Origin of the sequence: Pseudonocardia sp. (genome assembly GCF_035305885.1) — a bacterium.
In the GTDB taxonomy this organism is placed as follows: Bacteria; Actinomycetota; Actinomycetes; order Mycobacteriales; family Pseudonocardiaceae; genus Pseudonocardia.
The window spans coordinates 181,705-202,643 of the sequence record NZ_DATGOP010000152.1 but is presented as its reverse complement, the minus strand read 5'-3'; the positions used below and the strand labels follow the sequence as shown (position 1 = coordinate 202,643).

Annotated in this window: 23 protein-coding genes; 6 read left to right on the top strand and 17 right to left on the bottom strand. The window is 75.0% G+C overall.

All coding sequences use genetic code 11. The features are described from left to right. Positions 1-21 precede the first annotated feature (21 nt). Both VKZ81_RS34650 and pyrR read right to left on the bottom strand, forming a co-directional pair. A complete protein-coding gene (locus VKZ81_RS34650) occupies positions 22-966 on the bottom strand; it encodes an aspartate carbamoyltransferase catalytic subunit (RefSeq protein WP_324245994.1) in 945 nt (314 codons plus the stop codon). Beyond that, entirely contained in the window at positions 963-1,556 is a 594-nt protein-coding gene (pyrR, locus tag VKZ81_RS34645) for a bifunctional pyr operon transcriptional regulator/uracil phosphoribosyltransferase PyrR (protein WP_324245993.1), read from the bottom strand. Before pyrR ends, VKZ81_RS34650 begins: the two co-directional genes overlap by 4 nt. Positions 1,557-2,031: 475 nt before the next feature. Here pyrR and bldD point away from each other — a divergent pair, with 475 nt between their 5' ends. Continuing rightward, positions 2,032-2,514, top strand: coding sequence for a transcriptional regulator BldD (bldD, locus tag VKZ81_RS34640; protein ID WP_324245992.1), 483 nt, complete (start codon positions 2,032-2,034; stop codon positions 2,512-2,514). 31 nt (positions 2,515-2,545) lie between these two features. Here the strand turns inward: bldD and VKZ81_RS34635 are convergent, their stop codons facing one another. Beyond that, entirely contained in the window at positions 2,546-3,295 is a 750-nt protein-coding gene (locus VKZ81_RS34635) for an SDR family NAD(P)-dependent oxidoreductase (protein WP_324245991.1), read from the bottom strand. A 2-nt stretch (positions 3,296-3,297) separates the two neighbouring features. Continuing rightward, positions 3,298-4,338 carry an alcohol dehydrogenase catalytic domain-containing protein gene (locus tag VKZ81_RS34630; protein WP_324245990.1) on the bottom strand — a complete coding sequence of 347 codons (1,041 nt, stop codon included), beginning with the start codon at positions 4,336-4,338 and terminating at the stop codon, positions 3,298-3,300. A 264-nt stretch (positions 4,339-4,602) separates the two neighbouring features. Between VKZ81_RS34630 and VKZ81_RS34625 the strand changes: the two genes are divergently transcribed. Genes VKZ81_RS34625 through VKZ81_RS34615 form a run of 3 tightly spaced genes read left to right on the top strand, consistent with a single transcriptional unit; the run spans position 4,603 to position 7,205 of the window. Continuing rightward, positions 4,603-5,631, top strand: a complete 1,029-nt coding sequence (locus tag VKZ81_RS34625; protein ID WP_324245989.1) for an AraC-like ligand-binding domain-containing protein — start codon at positions 4,603-4,605, stop codon at positions 5,629-5,631. Positions 5,632-5,635: 4 nt separating this feature from the next. After that, entirely contained in the window at positions 5,636-6,154 is a 519-nt protein-coding gene (locus VKZ81_RS34620) for a 2,4'-dihydroxyacetophenone dioxygenase family protein (RefSeq protein ID WP_324245988.1), read from the top strand. 31 nt (positions 6,155-6,185) lie between these two features. Then, entirely contained in the window at positions 6,186-7,205 is a 1,020-nt protein-coding gene (locus VKZ81_RS34615) for a prenyltransferase (protein ID WP_324245987.1), read from the top strand. On the opposite strand, the gene nusB is transcribed toward VKZ81_RS34615, so the two are convergent. The 6 genes from nusB to VKZ81_RS34585 form a co-directional block, all read right to left on the bottom strand. Then, the gene (nusB, locus tag VKZ81_RS34610) at positions 7,202-7,636 is read right to left on the bottom strand and encodes a transcription antitermination factor NusB (RefSeq protein ID WP_324245986.1); all 435 of its coding nucleotides are present in this window, start codon (positions 7,634-7,636) and stop codon (positions 7,202-7,204) included. The genes VKZ81_RS34615 and nusB overlap by 4 nt on opposite strands. Beyond that, positions 7,636-8,199 (bottom strand): elongation factor P, encoded by a 564-nt coding sequence (gene efp, locus VKZ81_RS34605; RefSeq protein ID WP_324245985.1) that lies wholly within the window; start codon positions 8,197-8,199, stop codon positions 7,636-7,638. Before efp ends, nusB begins: the two co-directional genes overlap by 1 nt. A gap of 126 nt (positions 8,200-8,325) precedes the next feature. Then, the gene (locus VKZ81_RS34600; RefSeq protein WP_324245984.1) at positions 8,326-9,411 is read right to left on the bottom strand and encodes a M24 family metallopeptidase; all 1,086 of its coding nucleotides are present in this window, start codon (positions 9,409-9,411) and stop codon (positions 8,326-8,328) included. Positions 9,412-9,443: 32 nt separating this feature from the next. Then, positions 9,444-9,887, bottom strand: a complete 444-nt coding sequence (aroQ, locus tag VKZ81_RS34595) for a type II 3-dehydroquinate dehydratase (protein WP_324245983.1) — start codon at positions 9,885-9,887, stop codon at positions 9,444-9,446. Next, a complete protein-coding gene (aroB, locus tag VKZ81_RS34590) occupies positions 9,884-10,966 on the bottom strand; it encodes a 3-dehydroquinate synthase (RefSeq protein ID WP_324245982.1) in 1,083 nt (360 codons plus the stop codon). The genes aroQ and aroB overlap by 4 nt, the downstream gene beginning before the upstream one ends. Before the next feature lie 25 nt (positions 10,967-10,991). Then, positions 10,992-11,612, bottom strand: coding sequence for a shikimate kinase (locus VKZ81_RS34585; protein ID WP_324245981.1), 621 nt, complete (start codon positions 11,610-11,612; stop codon positions 10,992-10,994). A gap of 166 nt (positions 11,613-11,778) precedes the next feature. On the opposite strand from VKZ81_RS34585, the gene VKZ81_RS34580 reads away from it, so the two are divergent. Further along, complete coding sequence (locus tag VKZ81_RS34580; protein WP_324245980.1) at positions 11,779-12,075, top strand: hypothetical protein; 297 nt, start codon at positions 11,779-11,781, stop codon at positions 12,073-12,075. A gap of 392 nt (positions 12,076-12,467) precedes the next feature. On the opposite strand, the gene aroC is transcribed toward VKZ81_RS34580, so the two are convergent. Both aroC and VKZ81_RS34570 read right to left on the bottom strand, forming a co-directional pair. Continuing rightward, positions 12,468-13,643, bottom strand: coding sequence for a chorismate synthase (gene aroC / locus VKZ81_RS34575; RefSeq protein ID WP_324245979.1), 1,176 nt, complete (start codon positions 13,641-13,643; stop codon positions 12,468-12,470). Positions 13,644-13,668: 25 nt separating this feature from the next. Continuing rightward, entirely contained in the window at positions 13,669-14,403 is a 735-nt protein-coding gene (locus VKZ81_RS34570; RefSeq protein ID WP_324245978.1) for a prepilin peptidase, read from the bottom strand. Between the two features lie 181 nt (positions 14,404-14,584). On the opposite strand from VKZ81_RS34570, the gene VKZ81_RS34565 reads away from it, so the two are divergent. After that, positions 14,585-15,448: a spermidine synthase gene (locus tag VKZ81_RS34565; protein WP_324245977.1), complete on the top strand. Its 864-nt coding sequence runs from the start codon at positions 14,585-14,587 to the stop codon at positions 15,446-15,448. 1 nt (position 15,449) lies between these two features. Here VKZ81_RS34565 and VKZ81_RS34560 read toward each other — a convergent pair whose 3' ends face one another. The 5 genes from VKZ81_RS34560 to VKZ81_RS34540 all read right to left on the bottom strand — a co-directional run bounded on the left by VKZ81_RS34560 (position 15,450) and on the right by VKZ81_RS34540 (position 20,909). Then, positions 15,450-16,751 carry an endolytic transglycosylase MltG gene (locus VKZ81_RS34560; protein ID WP_324245976.1) on the bottom strand — a complete coding sequence of 434 codons (1,302 nt, stop codon included), beginning with the start codon at positions 16,749-16,751 and terminating at the stop codon, positions 15,450-15,452. 250 nt (positions 16,752-17,001) lie between these two features. Further along, a complete protein-coding gene (gene ruvX, locus VKZ81_RS34555) occupies positions 17,002-17,427 on the bottom strand; it encodes a Holliday junction resolvase RuvX (protein ID WP_324245975.1) in 426 nt (141 codons plus the stop codon). Continuing rightward, positions 17,424-20,084, bottom strand: a complete 2,661-nt coding sequence (gene alaS, locus VKZ81_RS34550) for an alanine--tRNA ligase (protein WP_324245974.1) — start codon at positions 20,082-20,084, stop codon at positions 17,424-17,426. Before alaS ends, ruvX begins: the two co-directional genes overlap by 4 nt. 106 nt (positions 20,085-20,190) lie before the next feature. Beyond that, on the bottom strand, positions 20,191-20,514 hold the full coding sequence (locus tag VKZ81_RS34545; protein WP_324245973.1) for a hypothetical protein: 324 nt from the start codon (positions 20,512-20,514) through the stop codon (positions 20,191-20,193). Continuing rightward, positions 20,511-20,909, bottom strand: coding sequence for a DUF948 domain-containing protein (locus VKZ81_RS34540; RefSeq protein ID WP_324245972.1), 399 nt, complete (start codon positions 20,907-20,909; stop codon positions 20,511-20,513). Before VKZ81_RS34540 ends, VKZ81_RS34545 begins: the two co-directional genes overlap by 4 nt. Positions 20,910-20,939 lie beyond the last annotated feature (30 nt).

The following is a 20,939-nucleotide window of genomic DNA, read 5'->3' as shown; positions in this document are numbered from 1 at the left end:
TCTCCGGAGCACGCCGCCGGCTCATTCGGGGGCTCCGGCCAGCAGGTGGTACAGCACGGCCATGCGCACGTGCACGCCGTTGGCGACCTGCGCCAGGATCGTCGAGGCCGGGCTGTCGGCGACCGCGGGCGCGATCTCCATGCCGCGCACCATCGGGCCGGGGTGCATGACCACGGCGTGGTCGGGCAGCAGCCGCGCGCGCTCCTCGGTGAGGCCGTAGCCGATCGCGTACTCGCGCGCCGACGGGAAGAAGGCGCCGTGCATCCGCTCGGCCTGCACCCGCAGCATCATCACCGCGTCCAGGCCGGGCAGCTCGGCGTCCAGTTCGTGGCTCACCCGGCACGGCCACTGCTCCACGCCGACCGGCAGCAGCGTGGGCGGCGCGACCAGCACCACCTCGGCGCCGAGCGTCGCCAGCAGGAAGACGTTGGAGCGCGCGACCCGGCTGTGCAGCACGTCGCCGACGATCCCGACCCGCCGCCCGGCGATGCCGCCGAGCCGGTCACGCAGGGTCGCCGCGTCCAGCAGGGCCTGGGTGGGGTGCTCGTGGGTGCCGTCACCCGCGTTGACGATCGAGGTGTGGGTGCCGGTCTTGGCCGCGTCCCGGTCGACCCAGCCGGCCAGCCGGTGCGCCGCGCCGGAGGCGGGGTGCCGCACGATCACGCAGTCGGCGCCGACGGCCGAGAGCGTGAGCGCGGTGTCGCGCAGCGACTCGCCCTTGCCGACCGAGGACCCCGAGGCGCTGACGTTGACCGTGTCGGCGCTCATCCACTTGCCCGCGACCTCGAACGACACCCGGGTGCGGGTGGAGTTCTCGTAGAACATCGTGATCACGGTGCGGCCGCGCAGGGTCGGCAGCTTGCGCACCTCGCGGCCCAGCAGCGCCTGCTTGAGCCGGTCGGCGGTGTCGAGCAGGCCGGTCGCGGAGGCGGCGTCGAGGTCGGTGACCGAGAGCAGGTGCTTCACGGCTGCACCGCCTTCCGCAGCCGCACCGCGTCGGTCCCGTCGATCTCCTCCAGCAGCACCAGCACCTGCTCGTCGCGGGCGGTGGGCACGTTCTTGCCCACGTAGTCGGCGCGGATCGGCAGCTCGCGGTGCCCGCGGTCGACCAGAACCGCGAGCTGCACCGCGCGCGGGCGCCCGTGGTCGCCGAGCGCGTCGAGCGCGGCGCGGACCGTGCGGCCGGACATCAGCACGTCGTCGACGAGCACGACGAGCGCGTCGTCGAGCCCTCCCTCGGGCACGGCGGTGTCCTCCAGCGCGCGGGCCGGGCGGCGGCGCAGGTCGTCGCGGTACAGGGTGGGGTCGACCGCGCCGACGCGGATCGGCGTGCCCTCGAACTCGGCGATCGCCGCGGCGAGCCGCCGCGCGAGCACCACGCCGCGGGTGGGGATGCCGATCAGCACGACGTCGGCCAGGCCGCCCGGCCCGGTGGCCGTCTTCTCGATGATCTGGTGCGCGATGCGCCTGATGGTGCGGGCGACGTCGGCAGCGCCGAGCAGCTCCCGGGCGGGAGCGCTCTCGCCTGCCGGGTCCCCGCGGCGGTGCTCCGCCACAGAGATTCTCCTTCCCCGCCTCACCGGACGGGCTTTAAAGGAACCGGTCATCCGGACGCTACCAGCGGCCCGCCCGCGACCCCCCGCTCGCGCGCCGCCGCATCGCGGATGTCACACCCCGTACCCTCCGCGGCCCCCCACACATACCCCACCCGTCACAGTGCGATGGTGCGGCTGAGACCATCTGGGGGGTCGTGCGCCCGCAGCGGACGGCGTAACGGCTGGCGGGGGACGCTCGATCAGCCGTTCGAGTGGTCTGTGTCCACTGTGGCACCGGGAGGGGGACGACAACTTGACCGATTGTCGGGGCGAGCGCATGATTACTCTCCGTATCTAGGCATTGCTCCCTGGGTGGCCGCGGTTGCGGGGGGTCCACCCGGGGCGCGAGGACCGGTGCCGTGTGCGCCGGGACAGCAGCACCACTGGAACAGCTCGGTCCCGCGGCCGAGCCAGCAGCAAGTGAGGAGGTCGCCAGATGGGCGACTACGCCAAGGCGCTCGGCGGGAAGCTCCGCGCCATCCGGCAGCAGCAGGGGTTGTCGCTGCACGGCGTCGAGCAGAAGTCCGGCGGTCGCTGGAAGGCCGTCGTGGTGGGCTCCTACGAGCGCGGTGACCGCGCCGTCACCGTGCAGAAGCTGGCCGAGCTGGCAGATTTCTACGGCGTTCCGGTCGCCGAGCTGCTTCCCGAGGGCCGCGTCCCGTCCGGGTCGGAGCCCGCCACGAAGATCGTGATCAACCTCGAACGGCTCCAGCAGCTCCCCGCCGACAAGGTCGGCCCGCTCGCCCGCTACGCCGCGGCGATCCAGAGCCAGCGCGGCGACTACAACGGCAAGGTGCTCTCGATCCGCTCCGAGGACCTCCGGTCGCTGTCGATCATCTACGACATGACGCCCGGTGAGCTCACCGACCAGCTGATCGACTGGGGCGTCCTGCCGCCCGAGGCCCGGCCCAGCGCCTGACCCAGCGGCCCGGTCCCGCGGCCCGGGCGCGTCAGGCCGCGTAGCCCCCGTCCACGGGGAGCGCCACGCCGGTCACGAACGCGGCTCGATCCGAGCACAGGTAGGCCACGGCGAACCCGACCTCCTCGGGCTCGCCGACGCGCTTGATCGCCTGTGGGCGGATCAGCTCCTCCACGAGCTCCGGCGGCGACGCGTCCATCAGCGGGGTGCGGATCGCGTTCGGGCAGACGGCGTTCACGCGCACGCCCGCTTCCCCGTACTCCTTCGCGGCGTTGCGCGTGAGCCCGATGATCCCGTGCTTGCTCGCGGTGTAGGGGCTGATCAGCGGCACGGCCTGCAGGCCCGCCACCGACGCGACGTTGACGATCGCGCCGCCGCCGCGCTCGACCATCGCCGGGATCTGGGCTCGCATGCCGAGGAACACGCCCTTCAGGTTCACGCCGAGGACGCGGTCGTACTCCTCCTCGGTCACGTCGGCGAGGGGCTTGTGCACGGCGATGCCGGCGTTGTTGACCGCGCAGTCGAGGCGACCGAACCGCTCCAGCGCGGCGGCCACGAGCGCGGCGCAGTCCCGCTCGGAGGTCACGTCGCACGGCGTGAACGCCGCCGTGCCGCCCTCGTCCTCGATCAGCGCCACGGTCTCCTCGCCGCCGCGTGCCGCCGACCCCAGGTCGGAGACCAGCACGGATGCGCCCTCGCGGGCCAGCTCGCGCGCGACGCCGCGGCCGATCCCGCCTGCCGCGCCGGTGACGACGGCGGCCTTCCCCGCGAGCAGGCCCACCGCTACGCCCCCTCCGTCCGGATCACGAGCTTCATCACATCCCCGGGGTGGTGCAACGCGTGCTCGACGGCGGCGGGCGCCTCCGCGAGCGGCACCTGGTGCGTGATCAGCCGCTCCACCTGCGCGCGGCGCCTGCCGACCAGCCGGACGGCCTCGGCGAAGTCCGCCCCGGTGCACACCGTGGAGCCGAGCACGTCGATCTCCTTCTCGGTGAAGGCGTTCACCGGCAGCTCGACCGTCCGGTGGGAGATGCCGACCACGACGACCCGCCCAGCGGGCGCCACCATCGCCACGCCGTCGGCGATGGCCGAGGGCACCCCGGTGCAGTCGACCACGACCGCGGGTCCGCCGCCCTCGGCCCACTCGCGGGCCTTCGGTACGACCCCGTCCGCCGTGGCGTCGAGTACGTCGGCCCCCGCCGCGGCCGCCGGGGCGAGCCGGCCCGCGGCGACGTCGGTGACCAGGACGCGGGCACCGCGGTCGAGGGCCCCGATCGTCACCGCCTGGCCGATCGGCCCGGCCCCGAGCACGACGACCCGCTCCCCCTCGGCCACCCTCCCGCGTTCGAGGGCCCGCACGGCGATCGACATCGGCTCGCAGAACGCGGCGGTGGCCGCCGGCAGCTCGCCGACGTCGAACACCTGGTCCGCCGCCACGACGACGCGTTCGGCCAGCGCGCCGTCGACGTGCACGCCCACCAGCCGGAAGTTCGGGCACGCGTTCCCGCGCCCCACCCGGCAGGCCCGGCACGTCCCGCACGACGACAGCGGGTGCACGGCCACCCGCCGCCCCACCGCGAGCCCGGGGGGACAGCCCGGGCCGAGCGCCTCCACCACGGCGGCGAACTCGTGGCCCTGCACGCGCGGGAACTGCGGGCCGAACGCGGGCGGCGTCCTCAGCTCCGCGGTGAGGAAGTGCAGGTCCGACCCGCAGATCCCGACGGCCTCCGGTCGCAGCAGCACCTGCCCGGCACCCGGCGCTCCCGGGTCGGGCACCTCGCCGACCTCCATGACCCCGGCCTCGCGGGTCACGACCGCCCGCATCACTCCCCCTGCGTGCACTGCCCCTCGAGGAACTGCCCCTCGAGGATCGGTGCGCCGGACGCTAGTGGGGCCGCCGCCGCGGCGCGGCCCCGCGCACCGCACCCGTGCACGGGCGCGCGGCAGCAGTGCACGACGGCGCGGATCGCGATCACCGCCCGGCTTCCCTTCCACCACGCGGGGACCCGCTTGACACCGCGTCGACGGCGCCACTGTGATGGCTCGTGTTCCGAGGGGGACAGCCGATCGCGAGGAGGCGGTTCGACGATGGCCGTCCTCGTCGACACGCGCACCGTTCCGCCGCGGGAGCGGTTCGCCTGCTGGCACGAGGCCGCGTCGAAGATCTTCTTCCCGCTGCGGATCGCGCTGCGGCCCGACCGCTCTCCCGCGGAGCCGTTCTTCGGCCGCGTCCTCGGCCACCACCTCGGCCCCATCCAGGCGTTCCGCATCACCGGCGACCCGAACACCTGCCTGCGCACCCCGAGCACCATCCGCCAGGGCGATCCCGAGGAGCTGCAGCTGTACCTCGTGCGCCGCGGCGTCTGCCGGGTCGGTCAGGCCGACCGGGCGAGCGAGCTCGTGCCCGGGGACCTCACCACCCACGACACGTCCCGGCCGTTCACGATCGACGTCGTCTGCGACCGCGCCGACGGGCCGTTCGAGCTCATCGTCTTCAACTTCCCGAAGTACCTGCTCGGCCCGCACGCCGACCACATCGGGGCGCGCACGGCCCTGCGCATCCCGGGCGGAACGGGCCTCGCGGCCCACGTCGGCCCGTTCCTCGCCGGGCTCCTCGACGGGCTCGACGAGGGCACCGTCGCCGAGTCCGACGCGCTCGCCGACAGCATGGTCGGCCTGCTGCGGTCGCTGTTCGACACCGGCAGGCCCGCAGCGCCCGGCGACCCGGCGGCGCTGCTGCGCCACCGCATCCACGCCTACATCGAGGAGCACCTCGCCGACCCCGCCCTCGGCCCGGAGCGGATCGCGAACGCGCACTTCATCTCCGTGCGCTACCTGCACAAGCTGTTCCGCGCCGAGGGGATCACCGTGTCGCGGTTCGTGCAGCAGCGCAGGCTGGAGCGCTGCCGGCGCGACCTCGCCGACCCGGCGCTCGCCGGCTGCACCATCGAGTCGATCTGCAGCTCGTGGGGCATGACCAACCCCGACCACTTCAGCCGCGTGTTCCGGGCCACCTACGGCTGCCCGCCCCGGGAGTGGCGGGCGCGCGCGGTACGCGCTCGATCGGACGCCGTGCACGCTGGGGAAGGCCCCGGCGGCCGGGCCCGGGGAAGGTGACGCCATGACCGAGTTCTGGCACGACATCGCGCCCATCGAGAACGTCTTCCGGCCGGGCGCCCTGCCCGACCTGCACGTCTCCGACGGGCCGATCGACGACGACCGCTACTACGCCCCGCTGTCGGAGACGGTCGGCACCCGCCCGCTGTTCATCTCCACCAGCCAGAACCGCTGGTGCGACGTGCTCATGGCGCGCGGCGCGGGCCTGGTGAACCGGCACTACCACCCGCACCAGGTGTTCGCGTACACGATCTCGGGCAAGTGGGGCTACCTCGAGCACGACTGGGTCGCCACCGCGGGCGACTTCGTCTACGAGGCGCCGGGCGAGGGGCACACGCTCGTCACCTACGACATCGGCGAGCCGACCCGCATCACGTTCAACGTCACCGGGCCGCTGATCTGGCTGGACGAGAACGGCAAGCCGAACGGGACGTTCGACGTGTTCGACTACATCGACCTGTGCCGCGAGCACTACGAGAAGGTGGGGCTGGGCGCCGACTTCGTCGACCGGTTCATCCGGTAGCCGGGCGGGGGCGCGGGCGTACGCTCGCCGGGTGAGCGAGGCCCGCGCCGGTCGGTCCCGGCTGTCGTCCTGGCTCTACGCGCTGCGCACCACCAACCCGCCGCCCGGCGGGCCGATGGACCCCGTCACCCTGTGGATCGTCGTGACCAGGGCCGCGGTGCTGCCGATGACCCTGGTCTCGGGGCTGGTGGCCGCCCTGCTCGCCGTCGGGGCGCCCGGCTTCGACGCAGGCCTGCTCGCGCTCGCCGTCGCCGGGATCGTGCTCGCGCACGTCGCCAACAACCTGATGAACGACCTGTTCGACGCGCAGGCGGGCAGCGACACCGCAACCTACCCCCGCGCCCTCTACGCGCCGCACCCGGTGCTGTCCGGCCTGGTCTCGCGGCGCACGCTGATCACCGCGATCGTGCTGGTCAACGCGGCCGACCTGGTGATCCTCGCGGTGCTCGCGGCGGCGCGGGGGCTGCCGGTGGTGGCGTTCGCGGTGGCCGGCTTCGTGCTGAGCGTCGCCTACACCGCGCCACCGCTGCGGCTGAAGAAGCGCGGGCTCGGGGAGCCGGACGTGCTCGTGGTGTGGGGCCCGCTCATGGTCGGCGGCACCTACTACGCCGCGACGGGGTCCATCACGTGGCCGGTGCTGCTCGCGTCGCTGCCCTACGGCCTGCTGTGCACGACCGTGCTGATGGGCAAGCACGTCGACAAGATCCCGTTCGATGCGCCGCAGGGCATCCGCACGCTGCCGGTGATCCTCGGCGAACGCCGCGCCCGCGCCGTCACGCTCGGGCTGATGGTCGCCTTCTACGCGCTGGTGGCCGGCTGCGTCCTCGTGGGCGCGATGCCGTGGCCAGCGCTCGTCGCGGTGCTCGCGCTGCCGCGGCTGGCGAAGGTGTGGCCGCACTTCCGCCGCCCGCCGCCGCAGGAGCCGCCGGCGGGCTTCCCGGTGTGGCCGCTGTGGTACGCGGCGCTCGCCTGGGTGCACGTGCGCCAGGCCGGCGCCCTGCTGGTGTTCGGCCTGGCGGTCGGTGCGGTGCTCTCGCCGGTGGCGGGCTAGCGGGTGGCGCGCAGGTGCTCGGCGATGTCGGCGATGCGACCGAGCACGCCGTTGATGAAGCGCGGGCTGTCGTCGGTGGACAGCGTGCGCGCCAGCTCCACGGCCTCGGTGATCGCCACCGGGTCGTCGATCTCGTCCATCCAGAGCAGCTCGAACACGCCGATGCGCAGCAGGGTGCGGTCGACCGCGGGCATGCGCGCGACGGTCCAGCCCTCGGCGTGCTCGGCGAGGAGCTGGTCGATGCGCTCCTGGTGGGCGACGACGCCCTCGACGAGCGTCGCGGCGTAGTCCGACACCGGCGGCGCGTCGTCGGTCTGCCGCCGGTGGGCGAGCACGGCCAGGGGGTCGTCCCCCCTGGCCTCCGACTCGAACAGGATGTCGAGGGCCCGCTTGCGCGCCCTCGTGCGGGCCCTGCGAAGGCGCTTGGGCATCAGCTGGATACGCGGCCGAGGTAGCGCCCGTCGCGGGTGTCCACCTTGACCTTGTCGCCGGTGTTGACGAACAGCGGGACCTGGATCTCTGCGCCGGTCTCGAGGGTGGCGGGCTTCGTGCCCCCGGTGGAGCGGTCGCCCTGCAGGCCCGGGTCGGTGTGGGAGACCACGAGCTCGACCGACGTGGGCAGCTCCACGTAGAGCGGGGTGCTCTCGTGGAAGGCCACCATCGCGGCCTGGTTCTCGAGCATGTAGTTCGCCGCGTCACCCACGATGCTCTCCGGGATCGGGATCTGGTCGTAGGTGTCGGAGTCCATGAACACGAAGTCGGACCCGTCCCGGTAGAGGTAGGTCATGTCGCGCCGGTCCACGGTGGCGGTGTCGACCTTGGTGCCGGCGTTGAAGGTCTTGTCGACCACCTTGCCGGTCACCACGTTCTTCAGCGTGGTGCGCACGAAGGCGCCGCCCTTGCCGGGCTTCACGTGCTGGAACGCCGTGACCGACCACAGCTGGCCGTCCAGGTTGAGCACCAGACCGTTCTTGAGGTCGTTCGTCGTGGCCACGTGCGCCTGACTCCTTGCGTCTGTCGCGGGGGCGCGCAGGACACCAGAGGGCGGTTCGCGCGCGCCGGGGTTAGCTCATGAAGCGGCGCGCTAGAGCGGCGCCGTCGTCCGCCATCCAGGATACCGTCAGACTTCGAGCAGCTCGCGCGTGGTGTGGGTGAGCAGCTCGGGGTCGGCGTGGCGCACCACGAGCGTGTCCTCGATGCGCACGCCACCCTTCCCCTCCAGGTAGACGCCGGGCTCCACGGTCACCACCATGCCCGCCGCCAGCGACCCGGTGCCGGTGCGGCCAACGTACGGCGCCTCGTGGATCTGCAGCCCGACCCCGTGCCCCAGCCCGTGCACGAACTGGTCACCGCGCCCGGCCCGCTCCACCACGTCCCGGGCGGCGGCGTCGACCCGGGTGACCTCGGCGCCGGGCACGAGCGCGGCCCGCCCGGCGGCCTGGGCCTCGGCGACCAGCGCGTGCAGCTCGCGCTGCCAGTCGGCGGCCGGGCCGAGCACGAGGGTGCGGGTCATGTCGGAGTGGTAGCCGTCGACGAGCGCCCCGAAGTCGATCTTCACGAGGTCGCCGCGCTGCAGCTGCGCGTCGGTGGGCCGGTGGTGCGGCACCGCCGAGTTCGCACCCGCGGCGAGGATCGTCGGGAACGCGGGCCCGTCGGCGCCGTGGGCGCGCATCCGGTTCTCCAGGTCGAGCGCCACCTCCCGTTCGGTGCGCCCGGGGCGCAGCCCGCCCGCCTCGAGCAGCTCGGCCAACGCCGCGTCGCCCACCGAGCAGGCGCGCCGCAGCGCCTCCACCTCGGCGGCGTCCTTCACCGCGCGCAGCCGCTGCACCAGCCCGGGCGCCCGCACCAGCGGCACGCCGCCCGCGGCCTCGACCAGGGCCTCGTACCCGTCGACGGTGACGACGTCGGACTCGAAGCCGAGCCGCTCGACGGAGAGCTTCGCCGCCCGCTTCGCGAGCTCCACGGCGCAGGCGCGCTCGATCACGGCCGCGAGGTCCGGCACCTCGGCGGCCACCTGGGTGGCGTACCGGCCGTCGGTGCAGATGCGGCTGCGGTCGTCGCCGTCGGCGTGGACGAGCAGCGCCGCGTTGGAGCCCGTGAAGCCGCTCAGGTAGCGGACGTTGACCAGGTCCGTGACGAGCAGGGCGTCGACGCCCGCGCCGGGCAACAGGGCGCGCAGGGCCGCCCTGCGGGCGGTGAAGGGCATGGCGGCCACCCTATGTGCCCGCGGGCGGGCCGTCAGGCGGTCGCCCGGGTGTGGCCTGCGATCCACCGCAGCGCGAGCAGGTAGCCGTCCACGCCGAGCCCGACGATCACCCCGGTGGCGACCCCGGACAGGTAGGAGTGGTGGCGGAACTCCTCGCGCTTGTGGACGTTCGTGATGTGCACCTCGATCAGCGGCGCGGTGAGCTGGGCGCAGGCGTCGCGCACCGCCACCGAGGTGTGGGTCCAGGCGCCCGCGTTCAGCACCACCGGCGCGCCCGCGTCGGCGGCCTCGTGCAGCCAACCGAGCATCTCGCCCTCGTGGTCGGTCTGGCGCACCTCGACCTGCAGTCCCAGCTCCGAGCCGGTGCGCTCGCACATCGCCACGAGGTCGGCGTAGGTGGTGCGGCCGTAGACCGCCGGCTCGCGGGTGCCGAGCCGACCGAGGTTGGGGCCGTTGAGCACGAGGACCCGGCTCATGCCGCCACCGCCGCGTAGGCGCGCTCCAGCAATCCCTGACCTGGGCCTTCCAGGCGGCCCGGTTTCGCCAGCCCGTCCAGCACCACGAACCGCAACGTGCCCGCCCTCGCCTTCTTGTCCCCGCGCATCGACTCGACCAGCTCGGGCAGCACGCCCGGCACGTAGGTGACCGGGAGGCCGATGGCCGACAGCACCGCCCGGTGCCGGTCGGCGGTCGCGTCGTCCAGCCGGCCGGCGGCCCGCGCCAGCTCGGCGGCGAACACCAGCCCGACGCTGACCGCCGAGCCGTGGCGCCACCGGTACTCCTCGCGCCGCTCGATCGCGTGGCCGAGGGTGTGGCCGTAGTTGAGGATCTCCCGCAGGTGCGACTCGCGCAGGTCGGCCGCCACCACGTCGGCCTTCACCCGGATCGAGCGCTCCACCAGCTCCGCCAGCACCGGGCCCGCCGGGTCGAGCGCGGCCCGCGGGTCGGCCTCGATCCGCTCCAGGATCACCGGGTCGGCGATGAACCCCGTCTTGACGATCTCCGCGCTCCCCGCCACGAGCTCCGCCTCGGGCAGGGTGTCGAGCACCGCGAGGTCGACGAGCACCGCGGACGGCTCGTGGAACGCACCGACCAGGTTCTTGCCTGCGGCGGTGTTGATGCCGGTCTTGCCGCCGACGGCCGCGTCGACCATCGCGAGCAGCGTGGTCGGCACGTGCACGACCCGCACGCCGCGCATCCACGTCGCCGCGACGAACCCGGCGAGGTCGGTGACCGCCCCGCCGCCCAGCGACACCACGACGTCGTTGCGCGTGAGCCCGATCCGCCCGCAGACCTCCCAGCAGAACCCGGCGACCGGAAGGGCCTTGCCCTCCTCGGCGTCGGGGACCTCCACGCGGTGGGCGTCGATCCCCGCGCCCTCCAGCTCGGCGCGGACCGCCTCCGCGAGCTCGGCCAGTGCGGGCTGGTGCACGACCAGAGCGGCCGCCGCGCCGAGTCCCGTGACGGTGCCCGCCAGCTCGGCGCGGACCCCGCGGCCCACCAGCACCGGATAGGGCCGTTCGGTGGCCACGTCGATCCGCACCGTCGCACTCACGGCGATCACCCTATGACCGTGCGGGTCAGGCCCGGACGGTCGGGTCCGGCAGCGGCGCACCCCCGTGCGGGGTGGGCCGGTCCAGCGGGTCGTCCGGGTCGACCGGGTCGTCGGGCGCGGAGGCGGGGGCCTCGCCGAGCGCCTCCAGCACCGCCCGGGCCACCTGGTTCGGGCTGCACCGGTCGGTCGCGACCTGCACCGTCGCGACCTCCTTGTACAGCGGCGCCCGCGCGTCGAGCAGCGCCTTGAACGTGGCGCGCGGGTTGACCCCCGACAACAGCGGCCGCGCCGTGGACATGCCGGTGCGGCGCAGGCCGTCGGCGAGCCCCACCGACAGGTACACGACCCGGTGCTCCCGCAGCTGCGCCCGCGTCTGCTCCGACAGCACCGCGCCGCCGCCGAGGGCGAGCACGCCGTCGTGGGTCCGCAGCGCCTCCGCGACGACCTCGCGCTCGATGCGCCGGAACCCCTCCTCGCCGTCCTCGACGAACAGGTCGGGGATCGACTTGCCGGTGCGCTCCTCGATCAGCGCGTCCGCGTCGGCGAACCCGACCCCGAGCCGCCGAGCCAGCACGCGACCGACCGTGGTCTTCCCGGCCCCCGGGGGACCGACGACGACCAGCGTGGGGCGAGTCTCGGAAGGCACGCGCCCAGCGTAGTGACCGCCGCGTCGTCCCCGATGCGGGGATGTGCGAGGCTCCCCCGCGGCGCACCGGTTGGTGATCAGATATGGTGCGCAGGAACCGCGATTCCGCATGATCGGAGCAGCCGGTGACGCAACGCGAGAGCGAACAGCCCAGCGAGGGCGATCGGTGACCGCACCGGACGACACGCCCCCGCCGCCGGACGGGCCCACGCCCGCCCGCGAGCAGCTGCCGCTCCCCCGCCGCCGGCGCCAGACGCACCTCGAGCCGCAGCTGCGCACGCCGGGTGGGGCCGGCACGGGCACACCGTTCGCCCCGTTCGGCGCCGACCCGGGCACCGAGAACACCCGGGGCCTCGGCGGCGATCGCTGCGAGCAGCGCAGCAGGCCGGCCGACCGCGCGGCCGCTTTCCACGCGGGCGTCCACCGCGGTCGCGGCGAGCGGCGTCGGGCCGAGCACCAGTAGCGGCCGACACCGGCCGCCGACCCACGGCCCGCAACGGGAGGGCCGGCCGTGGGGTCCGCGGCGGGTGCGGCCGGGTGCCGGACGGCCCGAGCGGGTGGATCGCGCCGGCCGAGGACGGGCGCGACGCGGTGACCCGGGCGGCCCGGACATGGCTCGCGATGCAGGCGGCACCCGGCTACCTCCGCCGCGGCTGAGCAGGGGCCGGCCGGCTCGTCGGGGTGACCGGGCCTCCTGCGCGCACGCCGCACCGCGACTCACGGGCAGGTGAGCCCGACTCGCGCGCATCCGGCCCGCGACCCGCGCGCACCCAGGCCCCGACTCGCCGACACGCAGAGCGCGACTCGCCCGCACTCGGAGCGCGACTCGCGCGCATCCAGGGCGCGACTCGCGGGTCAGGCCTCGCGGATGGCGTCGAGGTAGCCGCGGAGGTTGCGGCGGGTCTCCGCGAGGGAGTCGCCGCCGAACTTCTCCAGCGCCGCGTCGGCGAGCACGAGCGCGACCATCGCCTCGGCCACCACACCGGCCGCGGGGACCGCGCAGACGTCGGAGCGCTGGTGGATGGCCTGCGCCGGCTCGCCGGTGGCCACGTCGACGGTGCGCAGCGCCCGCGGGACGGTCGAGATCGGCTTCATCGCGACCCGCACGCGCACCGGCTCGCCGTTGGTCATGCCGCCCTCGATGCCGCCCGCCCGGTTGGACAGCCGCCGCACCGGGTCGCCGGGCACCATCTCGTCGTGTGCGGCGCTGCCGCGGCGGCGGGCCGTGCGGAACCCGTCGCCGATCTCGACGCCCTTCATCGCCTGGATGCCCATCAGCGCCCCGGCGAGCCGGGCGTCGAGCCTGCGGTCGCTCTGCACGTACGAGCCGATGCCCACGGGGAGGCCGTAGGCGATCACCTCGACGACGCCGCCGAGCGTGTCGCCGTCCTTCTGCGCCGCGTCGACCTCGGCGACCATCGCCTGGGTGGCCTCCTCGGTCCACGCCCGCACCGGGCTCGCGTCCACCCGGTCCAGGTCGTTCGGGCCGGGGGCCTCGCCCTCGGGCGCCTCCACGGAGCCGAGCGCCACCACGTGCGACACGATCGACACGTCGAACGCCTGCGCCAGGAACGCCTTCGCGACGGTGCCGAGCACCACCCGGGCCGCCGTCTCGCGCGCGCTGGCGCGTTCGAGCACCGGCCGCGCGTCGTCGAAGCCGTACTTCACCATCCCGGCGTAGTCGGCGTGGCCGGGGCGGGGCCGGGTGAGCGGCGCGTTGCGAGCGCGACCCGCGATCAGCTCGGGGTCGACGGGGTCGGCCGCCATGACGGCCTCCCACTTCGGCCACTCCGTGTTGCCGATGCGCACCGCGACCGGGCCGCCCTGGGTGACCCCGTGCCGGATCCCGCCGATGACCTCGAGCTCGTCGGCCTCGAACTTCATCCGCGCGCCACGACCGTGGCCGAGCCGGCGCCGGGCCAGCTCCGCGGCGAGCTCCTTGGTGGTGATCTCGACCCCGGCCACCATGCCTTCCAGCACGGCGACGAGGGCAGGGCCGTGGGACTCCCCGGCGGTGATCCAGCGCAGCACGAGCGCGATTGTCTCACCCCACCGCTCACCCACCCCCCGCGCCCAGCGCCAACGCGGCCACCGCGACCAGCCAGGTGGCCGCCAGCATCGACGGGCCGTGCGGGACGGCCCGCCCCGCCGGCCTCGGACTCCTCCCCGGGCCCGCCCGCGCGGGGCCGCCACCCCCGGCCGGCAACGGCACACCGCCCCGGGCGCCCACCGCGCCGACCCCGGCGAGCACCACGGCGAGCGCTGCGCCGAGCACCGCGGTGAGCAGCGCCGCGAGCACCGCCGCCGCCGCGAGCGCGGGCCAGGCCGCGGCCGCGAGGACGGCCCCCAGCGGGGCGGCGAGCTTGACGTCGCCCGCGCCGACCGCGCGCCGGTCGACCAGGTGGACCGCGGCGTGCACGCCCGCCGCCACCGCCGCACCCGCCGTTCCCCTGGCCACGGCGGCGGGCCCCACCGGCGCCAGGAGCAGCAGAGCGGCCGGGAGCGCGGGCAGCGTGAGCGCGTCGGGCAACCGGTGGTGCCGCAGGTCGACCACCCCCGCCGCGACCGCGAGCCACCCCACCCCGAGCACGGCGGGCACCCACGCCCCGGGCAGCCGGCCCGCCGCCCACAGCGCCCCGGTGGCCGCCCACGCCACGCCGACCACCACCTCGCACCACGGCGGCGGGATCCGCGTGCCCCGCCGCAGCCGCCGGAGCAGCACCCGCGCGCCTGCGCCCGCCCCGACCCCGGCGGTGGCGAACGCCCCGACCGCCAGCACGACCGCATCCATCGCTTCCCCTTCCGTCGCGTCCATCGGTTCCGGCTCGATGCTCGGCCGGTGGGCGGCGGCGGTCGAGGGGTGCGGCGGAGCTGTGGATGGGCGGGGCGCGAGGTGGACAACCGGGTTCTGCGACGCGCGAAACGTCGGACCGGTGTGCATCCAGGTGCCTCGGGCGGGGCAGGATCGAAGCGTGCAGCAGCGCGACGTGCGGACGGCACGGGCGGTCATCACCGCCGAGGTGGACCACGCCACGGCCGAGCTCGTCGGCGACCCCGACCGCCCGCAGGGCTGGACCCTGCTGCTCGACGGCACCGCACAGTCGCACGTCGACCTCGACGACCCCACACACCTGGAGTTCGAGTACGTCCGCAGGCTGGCCCACGTCGCCGACCTGATCGCCCCGCCGACCGAGCCGATCCGCGCGCTGCACCTCGGCGGGGGCGCCTGGACGCTGGCCCGCTACATCGCCGCCACCCGCCCCGGGTCGCCGCAGCGCGTGGTCGAGCTGGACGCGGGCCTGGTCGACCTCGTGTCCTCCCGGCTGCCCGCCGACGGAACGGGCATCGAGGTCACCGTCGGCGACGCCCGCGCCGCGCTCACCCGCATCGCGGCCGGGTCGACGGACCTGGTGGTGCTCGACGTGTTCGCGGGCGCCCGCACCCCCGCCCACCTGACGTCGGTGCAGTTCGTCCGCGCCGCGGCCGCGGTCCTCGCCCCGGACGGGGTCTACGCGGCGAACGTCGCCGACGGCGGGACGCTCGCGTTCGCCCGCACCCAGGTCGCCGCCGTCATGACGGTGTTCCCCGAGGTGGCGGTGATCGCCGCGCCGCAGCTGCTGCACGGGCGGCGGTTCGGCAACCTGGTGCTCGTCGGGTCCGCGGCGCCGCTCCCGGTCCCGGCGCTCACCCGCAGGGCCGCGGGCGACCCGTTCCCGGCGCGGGTGCTCACCGGCGCCGACCTGCGCCGGTTCACCCGGGGCGCCGCCGTGCCCGTCGACGGCACCGCCACCCCGTCACCGACGCCCCCGCCCGGGTTCTTCGGCCGCCCGGAGTAGCTCAGAACGCCCCGTTCTGCCGGGCGGCACGGACGTTCGCGTTGTGCTCCTCGAGCGTCTCGGCGAAGCAGGACGTGCCGTCGGTCTGGCACCGCACGAAATACAGCCACGGGCCCGGCTCGGGGTTCAGCGCCGCGGCGATGGCCTCCCTGCCCGCCGCCGCGATCGGCGTGGGTGGCAGGCCCGCCACCTGGTAGCTGTTGTAGGGGCCCGGCCGGGCCCGGTCCTCCGCGGTGGTGCGCAGCGCCTGCAGGTCCAGCGGGTAGTTGACCATCGAATCGAGCTCGAGCCGCCTGCCCGCGCCGAGCCGGTTGTAGATCACGCGGGCGACCTTCGGCATGTCCGGGTTGATCGCCTCCTTCTCCACGAGCGAGGCGATCGTGAGCACCTCGTAGGGCGTGGAGCCGATGCTCTGCGCGCCCGCGACGAGGCCGGACGCCTCGAGGCGCTCCCCCGAGGTGGCGAGCAGGCCGCGCAGCACCTCCACCGCGGGCGCCCCGGGCGGTACGTCGTAGCGGCCGGGCACGATCAGGCCCTCGAGCCGCCGCGCCGGCTCGGCCGCGCTGACGTTCTCCAACGCCCACTCCGGCACGCCGAGCTCGGCCGGGTCGGTCTCCATCATGGCGGTGCGCAGCTCGTCGACCGAGACGCAGCTCTCCTGCCCGTCGATGCGGGCGCAGGAGGCCTGCGAGATCAGGCTGAGCACGCCGGGGGCGACGGTGCCGTCGGGCGCCCGCGTGTCGTCGAGCTGCACACCCCCGCGGACGTCGAGCTGACCGACGCGGGACGCCGGGTCCAGCAACATCGCCACGGCCGCGGCGCCCGACATCTGCCTGCGCATCTGGTAGAAGCCCGGCTGGACGGAGCGGATCCGCTCGTCGTCCTCGGCCGCGCGGACGAACGACTCCGGGGCCGCGACGACGCCGTTCTCGGCGAGCACGACGCCGATCCGGCGCGTCGAGTCGCCCTCCTCGATCTCGATGACCACGTCGCCCGTGCCCGCGCCCTCGTAGTCGGGCACGGAGAACCAGGTGAGGTAGGTGTACGCCCCGCCCGCGACGACCACGCCGAGCAGGAACAGCGCGGCCAGCACCACCGGTGCGCGCCTGCGCTTGGTGCGCGGCGCCGCCTGCGGCTCGTCGGGCTCGGGCTGCTGGACCGCCGGGGGCTGCTGCGCCCGCGGCGCCTCGCGGCGCGGGCCGGGCGGAGGCGGCCCCTCCGGCCGCGCGGGCTGCGGGCCGCCCTCCGGCGGCCCGGGCGGGCGCCGCGGCCCGCCGGCCATCCGCGGGCCCACGGCGGGCACGGGCACCGTGGGGGGACCCGGATCGGGCGCAGGAGGGCCGGGGTGCAGGGACGGTCCCGCCCCGACCCGCGGCAGCGGCCTGCCCTGCGGGCGGGGCGGCGGGCCGGGACGGTGGCCCGGCCCCTCGCCTGCACCCGGGGGGCGGGTCGGCCGTCGCTGGTCCCATCCGTCCGGGTTCACGAGACCGGAGAGTAGCCATCCGGTGGGGGCGCCGGCAGCGGCGGGTGCCCGGCCGGAGCCGGGAGGACGATCAGCGGCGCCGGGCGTCCAACCAGCCCTGCAAGATCGCGACGGCGGCGGCCTGGTCGACCACCGCGCGCTGCTTGCGGCCCTTCACCCCGCGCTCGCGCAGCTGCCGGGTGGCCACCACCGTCGTGAGCCGCTCGTCGGACAGCTCGACGGGGACGTCCAGCGCCGCGGCCAGTGCGTCGGCGAAGGCGCGGGCGGCCTGGGCGGCCGGGCCGTCGCGCCCCGCGAGGGTGCGCGGCAGCCCGACGACCACCCCGACCACCTCGTGCTCGGCGACGAGCGTCGCGATCGCGCGCACGTCGGAGCCACCCTCGACGTCGCGCGGCACGGTCGCGAGCGGGGTGGCCAGCACGCCGCCCGGGTCGCAGATCGCCACCCCGACCCGGACGGCGCCGACGTCGATGCCGAGGTAGCGCCCCGGTTTCACGCGCGGATGGCGGCGCGCAGCGCGGCGATCGCGTCCGGGATGCCGGCGGGGTTGGTACCGCCGCCCTGGGCGAGGTCGGGCTTGCCGCCGCCGCGCCCGCCCACGGCCGGGGCGAACTCCGGGATGAGCTTCCCGGCGGCGAGCCCCCGCTCGCGGGCCGCGGCCGTGGTGGCCACGACGAACGACACCTTCTCCCCGGCGGCGGAGAACAGCGCCACGACCCCGGGCCGGGCGCCCAGCCGGCCGCGCACGTCGGAGGCGAGCGCACGCAGGTCGTTGCCGCTGACCCCCTCCGGGGCGGCGACCGCGACGAGCGCGATCCCGTCGACGTCCTCGGCGCCGTCGGCGAGCGCGCCGGCCGAGGACAGCACCGCCTCGGCGCGGACCTTCTCCAGCTCCCGCTCGGCCTGGCGCAGCCGCTCCACGATGCCGCCGATGCGCTCGGGCAGCTCCTCGGGGCGGGCCTTGAACTGCTCGGCCAGCTGGGAGACGAGCACGTGCTCCTTGGCCAGGTAGCGGAACGCGTCGAGCCCGACCAGCGCCTCGACCCGGCGCACGCCGGAACCGATCGACGACTCCGACAGCAGCTTCACCAGGCCGAGCTGGCCGGAGCGGTGCACGTGGGTGCCGCCGCACAGCTCGCGGGAGTAGTCGCCGATCTCGACGATGCGCACCTTGTCGCCGTACTTCTCGCCGAACAGCGCGAGCGCACCGAGCTTGCGGGCCTCGTCCTGGGAGGTCACGAACCAGCGGACCTCCTCGTCGTTCTGCAGGACGGCGTTCACCTCGTCCTCGACGTCGGCCAGCACCGACGCCGGCACGGCGCCACCGGGTGAGGTGAAGTCGAACCGCAGGCGGCCGGGGGCGTTGAGCGAACCGGCCTGGGCGGCGGCGTCACCGAGGTGCTTGCGCATCCCGGCGTGCACGAGGTGGGTGGCCGAGTGCGACCGCGACACCGCGGCGCGCCGGGCGGTGTCCACCTCGGCGTGGACGGTGGCGTCCACCCGGGCCTCCCCCTCGGTCACCGTGCCGCGGTGCACGATCAGCCCCGTGACCGGCGACTGGACGTCGGAGACCTCGATGGTGAACCCGTCGCCGCGGATCCAGCCGGTGTCGGCGAGCTGGCCACCGCCCTCGGCGTAGAACGGCGTGCGGTCGAGGATCACCTCCACCGCGCTGCCGGTGCCGGCGGCGGGCACGCCCGCGCCGTCGACGACGAGGCCGACCACCCGCCCCTCGGCGGCCAGATCGGTGTAGCCGAGGAACTCGCTGGTGCCCGCCGTGTCGAGGACGGCCCGGTAGACCGAGGCGTCGCCGTGGCCCACCTTGTGCTTGGCGGCGTCGGCCTTGGCCCGGGCCCGCTGCTCGTCCATCAGCCGGCGGAAGCCCTGCTCGTCGACCGTGAGCCCGGCCTCGGCGGCCATCTCGAGCGTGAGGTCGATCGGGAAGCCGTAGGTGTCGTGCAGCTGGAAGGCCTTGTCGCCGGAGAGCTGCGTGCCACCGGACTGCCTGGTGGCGGCCACGGCGGTGTCGAAGATCTTCGACCCCGCCGTGAGCGTGGCGAGGAAGGCCTCCTCCTCGGCCCTGATCACGGCCGAGATGCGCTCGAAGTCGGTGACCAGCTCGGGGTAGGCCGGGCCCATCGTGTCCCGCACGACCTCGGCGAACGAGCCGAGCACCGGCTCGTGCACGCCGAGCAGGCGGGCCGAGCGGACGATGCGGCGCAACAGCCTGCGCAGCACGTAGCCCCGGCCCTCGTTGGAGGGGATGACCCCGTCGCCGATGATCATGACGCCGGACCGGGCGTGGTCGGCGATGATGCGGAAACGCACGTCGTCGGTGGGGTCGGCCCCGTAGCGGCGGCCGGAGAACTCCTCGGCCCGGGCGATGACCGGCCGGACCAGGTCGGTCTCGTAGACGTTGTCGACGCCCTGCAGCAGGTAGGCGACCCGCTCGACGCCCATGCCGGTGTCGATGTTCTTCTTCGGCAGGCTGCCGATCGGCGGGTGCCCGTCCTTGGGGGACAGCTCCCCCCGCTCGTCCTGCATGAAGACGAGGTTCCAGATCTCGAGGTAGCGGTCCTCGTCGGCGACGGGGCCGCCCTCGCGGCCGTGCTCGGGGCCCCGGTCGAAGTAGATCTCCGAGCAGGGCCCGCCGGGGCCGGGCACGCCCATGTCCCAGTAGTTGTCCTTGCCCCCGCGGCGCTGGATCCGCTCGTCGGGCAACCCGGCGATGCGCTTCCACAGGGCGACCGCCTCGTCGTCGTCCTGGTAGACGGTGACCCAGATGCGGTCCGGGTCGAAGCCGTAGCCGCCGGCGTCCTGGCTGTTCGTGACCAGGCTCCAGGCGTACTCGATCGCGCCTTCCTTGAAGTAGTCGCCGAAGGAGAAGTTCCCGGCCATCTGGAAGAACGTGTTGTGCCGGGTGGTCTTGCCGACCTCGTCGATGTCCCCGGTGCGCACGCACTTCTGGATCGAGGTGGCCCGCGGGTACGGCGGCGGGACCTGCCCGAGGAAGTACGGCTTGAACTGCACCATGCCCGCGTTGACGAACAGCAGGTTCGGGTCGTCGAGGATCAGCGAGGCGCTGGGCACGCGGGTGTGGCCGGCGTTGACGAAGTGTTCGGTGAACCGACGGGTGATCTCGTGGGTCTGCACGGTTGGCTTCCAAGGGTCGAGCGGGAGGCAGGCACGGCGGGGCCCAGTCTCCCGCAGCGGCAGGGACGCGGTACGGCAGGGGGACGCAGGCTCGGGCAGAGGCGCGTCAGGCCCCTGCCCTGCGCGCTCGACCGCGGTGCGCCGCCCGGCGCGGCGGGGCGGGTTCCGGGTCGGCGAAGGCGTCGGACAGCGCCGGGATCGGGGTCCCGGTCCGCCGCTCCACGAGCTCGGCGAGCTCGTGTTCCCGCTCGGTCATGCCGGCGCGCACCTCCGCGCCGAACGCGCCGATCCCGGCCCCGAGCTCGCGCAGGCCCTCGGCGAGGTTGGCGCCCACCCCGGCCGGGGTGAGGGCCCGGGCCGCCTCCGAGGCCCGCCGCGTGGCGTACACGCCGACGGCGACCCCCACTCCGAGCCAGAACAGGCGCTTCACCGCCGCCGCCCCCTCCGGCGCCGCGAGTGGGCGCCGGCGTCCCGGCCGGCGCGGCGGGCCTTGATCGCCTTGCTCAGGCCGTAGCTGAACGCGGCCGCCCGCACCAGCGGGCCGCCGAGCGTGGCCGTGAACAGCGACGTGAGCACCGAGACGTTGCTCGACACGGTGCGCGCGCTCGAGGTGATGCCGTCGACCCGCTCCAGCTGCGTGTTCACCTGGTGCAGCGTGGTCTGGGCGTCCTTGAGCAGCGGGTCACCGCCCTCGTGCGCCTTGCGGATGGCGATGGTGGCCTCGTCGAGCGTGCGGCCCAGCTTCAGCAGCGGGACGGCCAGCAGCAGCACGAGGACCACGAAGGCCCCCGCGGCGATGAGCGCCGCGATCTGGCCAGCCGACACGAAGCCTCCCCGGATCTCGCGCGGCGCACC

Coding starts and splice junctions, on each gene's coding strand:
- aroQ (WP_324245983.1), bottom strand. CDS start 9,887: ATGAGCCGGGTCCTCGTGCTCAACGGCCCCAACCTCGGTCGGCTCGGC.
- nusB (WP_324245986.1), bottom strand. CDS start 7,636: ATGCCCAAGCGCCTTCGCAGGGCCCGCACGAGGGCGCGCAAGCGGGCC.
- VKZ81_RS34625 (WP_324245989.1), top strand. CDS start 4,603: ATGGCCGTCCTCGTCGACACGCGCACCGTTCCGCCGCGGGAGCGGTTC.
- VKZ81_RS34570 (WP_324245978.1), bottom strand. CDS start 14,403: ATGGATGCGGTCGTGCTGGCGGTCGGGGCGTTCGCCACCGCCGGGGTC.
- VKZ81_RS34630 (WP_324245990.1), bottom strand. CDS start 4,338: ATGCGGGCGGTCGTGACCCGCGAGGCCGGGGTCATGGAGGTCGGCGAG.
- bldD (WP_324245992.1), top strand. CDS start 2,032: ATGGGCGACTACGCCAAGGCGCTCGGCGGGAAGCTCCGCGCCATCCGG.
- VKZ81_RS34620 (WP_324245988.1), top strand. CDS start 5,636: ATGACCGAGTTCTGGCACGACATCGCGCCCATCGAGAACGTCTTCCGG.
- VKZ81_RS34600 (WP_324245984.1), bottom strand. CDS start 9,411: ATGCCCTTCACCGCCCGCAGGGCGGCCCTGCGCGCCCTGTTGCCCGGC.